Source organism: Flavobacterium sp. RHBU_24 (assembly GCF_046613695.1).
Lineage (GTDB): Bacteria > Bacteroidota > Bacteroidia > Flavobacteriales > Flavobacteriaceae > Flavobacterium.
The window spans coordinates 233778-240622 of the sequence record NZ_JBKJHD010000004.1 but is presented as its reverse complement, the minus strand read 5'-3'; the positions used below and the strand labels follow the sequence as shown (position 1 = coordinate 240622).

General features: G+C 41.9%; 3 protein-coding genes. 2 read left to right on the top strand and 1 reads right to left on the bottom strand.

All coding sequences use genetic code 11. From position 1 onward, the window contains the following. Positions 1 to 301 (top strand): T9SS sorting signal type C domain-containing protein (locus ACLI09_RS06735; RefSeq protein ID WP_411418831.1); only part of this gene is annotated, 301 nt, incomplete at its 5' end. Positions 302 to 390: 89 nt separating this feature from the next. Here the strand turns inward: ACLI09_RS06735 and ACLI09_RS06730 are convergent. Further along, positions 391 to 3225 carry a triple tyrosine motif-containing protein gene (locus ACLI09_RS06730; protein ID WP_411418830.1) on the bottom strand — a complete coding sequence of 945 codons (2835 nt, stop codon included), beginning with the start codon at positions 3223 to 3225 and terminating at the stop codon, positions 391 to 393. Positions 3226 to 3713: 488 nt separating this feature from the next. Between ACLI09_RS06730 and ACLI09_RS06725 the strand changes: the two genes are divergently transcribed. Continuing rightward, complete coding sequence (locus ACLI09_RS06725; protein WP_411418829.1) at positions 3714 to 6827, top strand: SusC/RagA family TonB-linked outer membrane protein; 3114 nt, start codon at positions 3714 to 3716, stop codon at positions 6825 to 6827. Positions 6828 to 6845 lie beyond the last annotated feature (18 nt).

The following is a 6845-nucleotide window of genomic DNA, read 5'->3' as shown; positions in this document are numbered from 1 at the left end:
AGCAGGCAACTTTGAAGGCCGCTTTGAGGTACACTACCAGGCATCGGCCCTTGGCACCACGCCAATACTTGATGCAAACAGTGTAGTTGTGTTTAAGCAGGGTGAGGCTATAAGCATCAACACCGGCACAGCCCTTATGGGCGGCGTAAAAGTATTTGACGTGCGTGGAAGGCAACTGTACACCCGGGAGGGCATAAACGCTACCGAAACGGTTACAGGCAACCTAAACGTACAGCAGCAGGTACTTATCGTAGAAATCACCACCGACAAAGGTGTGGTCTCTAAACGCATCGTGTTCTAACGGCTGCTATAATTAATTAAAGATTCCCAAAACAAAAGGCTGTATCATGATTCATGGTACAGCCTTTTATGGTTTAAAACTTTTAGGCTTTATATTGTCATTAAAAACCCGGTCAGGTTTTCTTTACGTTCCAGGTTCAGTTTTTTACGCAGCCTGTAGCGGGCCAGTTCCACGCCACCATCACTAATATTCATTATCTCAGCTATTTCTTTAGTGCTCATATTCATAAGCAGGTAGGTGGCAAGGTCCATTTCACGCGGTGTTATGGCAGGGTATTTATCCTTTAGCCTTTTAAGGAACTCAAAATGCACGTTGCGTATGTGCTTCTCCAGGTTGTTCCAGCTCTTATCAGTATTAAGCTCTTTGCTAATGGTTTTGTTCAGCTTGCTAAACTGCTGCCGCGACGATTCGTCTAGCGATTCAGGGTTGATATCTTTAAGCTTGCTGATGATGCCGTTTAGCATTTTGTTTTTCTTTACCACCTGTAGGGAGTTGCTTACCAGTTCCTTATCCTTGGTAAGTATCTTAACTTTAAGCTGTTCGTTTTTAAGGCGTTCTATCTCTTTTTCCAGTTCATATTGCTCCTGCCTTATTTTGGTTTCACGCTCCAGATAAAGCCTGCGTTGTTCCAGAGTTTCGTAATATCGGTTTTGACGTATCTTCTGGCGCAGGCGCCTCCTTACTATATAAACGCCCAAAACCACTATCAGCACGTAAAACAGGTAGGCCAGCGGATGCCTGTAAATGGGTGGATTTACAATAAATGACACATTAGCTGCGCTGCTCTCTGCCCCGCTGCTGTTTAGTACTTTTACCTGCATTTTGTAGCTTCCCTCGTGCAGGTTAGTATACTCTTTTACAGGAACGTTAGTCCAGTTGCTCCATTTGTTGTCAAAGCCCTCAAGCCGGTAAGAGAACTTAAGGTTTTCAGGATTATCATAAGTGGGCGATGAGAAATTAAACTTAACATTATTATCTTTGAACGGAATACTAATATCTTTAAAATCGTTCCTGTTGCCGGTATACAATGTGTCCTCCGCAAAGGAAAAGCTCTTGATAAAAGCTTTTGGCTTTAAGGAACTGCCATAATGAAGGTCAGGATTGTAATGCACCAGGCCTTCGGTAAGCCCTATAAAAATATTGTTATTATCTATGGCGTTAACCGATTCAAAGAAATATACCAGGTTGCCTGACAATGCTGCAAAAGGAGATTGAACGTTTTTATAGTTGCCGCCTGCCTGTTTCATTAACATGCCCATGGCAGAGTCACCATAAAAATAACAGATGTTACCCTTATTATCTTCAAAGCAATAGCGTATAAGCGGTACACTTTTAAACACCGCCGTCATGGCCTTGTCTTCGGTAAATCGGTCGCTGGCACTGTTGTAGGTAAAAAACCTGTTATTTCCCTGTAGGTATATTTTCCCGTTTAGGTGCTGCACGCTGGTTATTTTCTTTACGTTAGCAGACAACGCATCATAAGTAGCCGTAACAGTAAACCGCCTCAGGTCATCGCTTAGCTTTAGCTTATACATTATCATGTTTTTGCGCAGCCATACGTTTTTACCATCCGTTACAAACTTACTGTCACTAACGTCAAATCCCTCAATCTGGTTTCGAAATTCCCAGCCCGAGGCTGTCTTTTCTATAATGGCAAAGCCCTGATAGTTGCTGGCAATAAGGTAATTATGATGTCCTGGTAAAGCTTTAAGGCCCAGATATCCTTTTTTATTATCAAGCCACCGTCCGGCCTTCATACCATTTATTAAAAGAAGGCCCCTGTTGTGCAGGCAAAACAGTTCGCCCCCAAAAACCTCAAGCCCCCATGCCTGCCCGGTAGTACCCTCTATAAACTTAAAAGATTTTTCTTTAAACGGGTTTTGCCAGGGATGGCTGTAAACCCCCTGGTTTGTAGCTACATATAAATTGTCATTGTATAAGCCGCACGAATAAACAGAACTAAGGCCAAAGCTGCCGCCCAGGTACGTAAAAGGCGAATTAATGTTAATGTAACCAATACCGTTATCAAGCCCGAGCCAAAGGTTACCGGTATTATCTATAAACGAGCTAAGCGCCGTATTGTTTAGCAGCCCTTTTTCATTATTTATATGCTGCACCACCCTGCCATTCATATCGCAAATAATAATACCGTCCTGAACAGAGTTAAGCACCATAAAACGGTCATTGAGGATGCGCCCCCCCAGTGAATTGTTTTTCCGGATGATATCGTTAGCTTCGCACTCCCACGGTACTGCGGTAGCAAAATCATAAAGGTAAAGCCCTTTGTCCATGGTTATTATAAGCAGTTTACCTTCGGTAAAAGGCAGTATGCCCCATACCTCGGTGCCATTAAAAACTTTAGTACCCGGTAAAGGGATTAGATGTCCCTGCCTGTATTCCAGCAGCCCGGCGGTAATATCCTGAAAATACAGCTTACCATCTGCTAAAAATGAAAACTGGAACTTGTTTGGCGGTTCTATTATAGTAAGCCTGTTATTCTTATATAGATAGGTACGGAAAAACGTCTGGAAGAAAACTTCATCATTAACAATATGCACTTTCCATACAAAATCTATTATTCTTTTAGAATTTGGGGTTGCCAGCTTTGAAACCGAATGGTACACAAGCTTCCCTTTACTATTAGCTTCAAAGTAGCCAAATTCATCGTAGCCGCCTACGTATATACGGCCGTCCTTATGAATTTTCAGGCATCTCACCGTAACATTTGGTATAGTATACTTATTCCACGATGTGCCATTGAACTGCAAAAGCCCGGCCGTATTTGCAAAATACATATTACCATGGCTGTCCTGGGCAATATCCCAGTTTTGGGAGCCGCCCTGGTAGTCAGACTTTTTGTAATTTATGATTTTAGGTAGTCCTATGTTTTTGACCTGCGTCCACACAAAGTTGGGAGCAAGCATAATTAATAGGGAGCATAGCTGCAGGCAATTTCTTAATGTTTTCAAATTTTATTTACTTATAACCGATATAAAATTAACCAATTTCTCTTAGTAAGGTAAATCGTTGTAGTGAAATGACTATAATACGTTGCAAAATGCCATCGATTTACCTTAACAAAGCCCAAAAATTACACAATTATTAATTATGTAAATCTCGTTTTTTGTGCATATCGTGCAAGCGTAACGATTTGATATATAATCAACTATAACGTTGTAATTAAAATTTACCTATTTGTAAGGGTTTTTAGCATGTGTTAATAAAATTTAAATAGTAAAATAAGTATTTAATATATTGTAAATCAATTTATTAAAATTTAAATGATGGGTTTTAATATAGTATTAAAATTTAATTTGATGTGTTTTTGTAAAGGTATATGTTTGAGAATACCTAAATAAAAGGCGTAGTATTGCTTATTATTAATAAATAATCAACCCAAATTTTAACGAGTATGAAATTTTTAAAATTACGATTTTTACATGTAATTTGTCTGCTCTTCGCGCTCAACATGTGGGCGCAGGACACTGCCGTTTCAGGGCAGGTAACAGATGAAACCGGGCTGCCAGTTCCCGGGGCTTCTGTTTTAGTAAAGGGCACCCAGAACAGCACGTCAACAGACATTGACGGCAAGTACCAGATTATGGCAGGGCCAAATGCCACACTGGTAATTAGTTTTGTAGGCTATGCCACTATTGAAGAGGCTATAAACAGCCGTACAACTATTAATGTATCGTTAGCGCCATCTGTACAAACACTTGAAGAAGTGGTAGTGGTGGGCTATGGTACCCAAAAGAAAAGTGTAGTAACAGGCGCTATATCAAGCGTTAAGGCTGCACAATTAGAAAATCTGCCGCTAACCAGGGTAGAGCAGTCACTTCAGGGGCGCGTATCGGGTGTTACCATTTTCGCAAATGCAGGGCAGCCGGGTTCATCATCTACAGTTCGTGTAAGGGGGCTTACCTCTTTTGGCAACAGCAACCCGCTATTTATTATAGACGGTGTGCAAACGGATAACGTAAGTGTACTAAACCAGTCTGACATTGAGTCTATTGAGGTGCTAAAAGATGCCGCCTCTGCAGCCATTTACGGTACACGCGCTGCAAATGGCGTTATCCTTATCAATACCAAAAAAGGTAAAAAAGGCAAAATGATGGTTAATTATAACGGATTTGCCGGTAGCTCTCAGGCATCTCGAAAGCTCGACCTGCTTGATGCCACACAATATGCCACCCTAAGAAATGAGCAGTATGCCAACGGATATACCTCTGGAGAATTTAGGCTTCCCTTTCCAAATACTGCTTTAGGCAAAGGTACTGACTGGCAAAGCCAGATATTTAATAAAAATGCACAACGCTCCCAGCACGAGCTTAGCCTGAGCGGCGGTAATGATACGTCAAACTTTTTCCTTTCTTTTGGGCTGTTAGACCAGGAGGGTATTGTTACATCTGATATATCGCAGTACAACCGTAAAACAATAAGGCTAAATTCAGACCATAAAATAACTAAATGGCTTACAGTAGGTGAAAAAGTTACCTTCTCGAGGGAAAAAAATATTGGGCTTGGTAATACAAATGGTGAATTTGGTGGCCCTTTAGCCTCGGCAATTAATCTTGACCCTACTACACCGGCTATTGTAACTGACCCTACAACACAGCCTAACGCGTCAGTTTACCAAAATAATGCCTATGCTGTAAGAGATGCAAACGGAAATTATTATGGTATTTCTAACGAGGTACAGCAGGAAATAACCAATCCGCTTGCCTATACCCAAACACGTTTAGGTAACTATGACTGGGCTGATAACTTTTTAGGAAGCGTATATGCTGAAATTACACCTTTAGAAGGTTTAAAGTTAAAATCACAGGTAACCGGTAAGCAGGCCTATTATGGCAACGAAAGTTTTACGCCTATATCTTACCTTAACGCCAATAACAATACCCAGAAGAACAGCCTGTTCAGGTCGGCTAACCAAACTTTCCTCTGGAATATTGAAAACACCATTTCATACAATAAGCTTGTTGCGGGCCACAACTTTACATTGCTTGTGGGCCAGGCAGCTTATGTAGATAATATCGGTAAGGGCCAGGGTACAACCTACCAGAACCAGCCGGTTAATACGCATGGCGAGGCATCATTTAACTGGCCTACCATTGCCGCGGATATTACCAGCTATGCCTATACCAATGTTAAGAATACCCTGTCTTCTTACTTTGCAAGGTTTACGTATGACTATAAAGAGCGTTACCTGCTTACGGGTATTGTACGCCGCGACGGTTCATCAAAATTTGGAGCCAACTATAAATACGGTACGTTCCCTTCATTTTCTGCCGGATGGAACATTTCTAAAGAAGCATTCTGGAAAGAGAATAATGTAGTAAACCAGCTGAAGCTGCGTGGCGGCTACGGTGTAACGGGTAACGACAATATCCAGCAATTCGGATACCTTGCACTTATTGGCGGTGGATATAACTACACTATAGGTACGGATGGAAATGTAGTTATAGGAAATACACTTACACGAGCATCAAACCCTAACCTGAGGTGGGAAGAAACCACCATGACTAATATAGGTATAGACGCTACAGTCCTTACAGATTTAACCCTAAGCCTTGAATATTACAGAAAAGCTACAGATGGTATCTTAGGAGATGTGCCCATCCCTGCGTATGTTGGTACATCAGGAAGCCCGCGCGGTAATGTCGCTGCTATGAAAAATACAGGTTTTGAGATAGAGGCTGCATACCGTAAAAACTTTGGCGACCTGCACTTTACTGCAAACGGTAACTTTAGTACACTGAAAAATACGATTACCGATGTAGGCCCCGGCCGCGACCATTTGGATGGGCCTACAGTACAATCATACAACTACCCTATCACGCGTAGTGAAGTAGGGAGCACCTATAATGGTTTCTACGGATTCGTAAACCAGGGCATCTTCCAGAACCAGGCGGAAATAGATGGTTATAAAAGCGCTGACGGCACAGCGATACAGCCGGATGCAAAACCGGGCGACTTTAAGTGGGCCGACCTTGACGGTGATGGTACTATTACCGAAAAAGACCGGAAATACCTGGGCCAGCCAATGCCCGACTTTACCTATGGCCTTACATTAAACTTTGAATATAAAGGCGTAGACCTTACACTTTTCGGACAGGGAGTAGGCGGTAATACTATATTCCAGGGCTTACGCAGGCTTGATATACCTACCGCAAACTGGCAGACCAGCGCGCTTAACAGGTGGAATGGCGAGGGCACAAGTAATACTTACCCAAGGCTAACTACAGATGACCGTAATGGTAACTTTACTAAGCCCTCTAACTTTTACCTGCAGGATGGCGACTACTTCAGGCTAAAAGTAGTGCAGTTGGGCTATTCGTTACCAAATGACTTACTTAAAAAAGTGAATATTGCCAAAATAAGGATTTACGCAACAGCCGAAAATTTATTGACGTTTACTAAATATACTGGCTACGATCCTGAAATTGGAGGAGATGTTATGGGAATTGACCGTGGATACTATCCGCAGGCAAGGTCCTTCATGTTAGGATGTAATTTACAGTTTTAATTAAAAAGTGTTAGAAAA

What these genes read in the sequence shown, in the direction of transcription:
- ACLI09_RS06730 (WP_411418830.1), bottom strand. Translation starts at nt 3,225, where the DNA reads ATGCTTGCTCCCAACTTTGTGTGGACGCAGGTCAAAAACATAGGACTA.
- ACLI09_RS06725 (WP_411418829.1), top strand. Translation starts at nt 3,714, where the DNA reads ATGAAATTTTTAAAATTACGATTTTTACATGTAATTTGTCTGCTCTTC.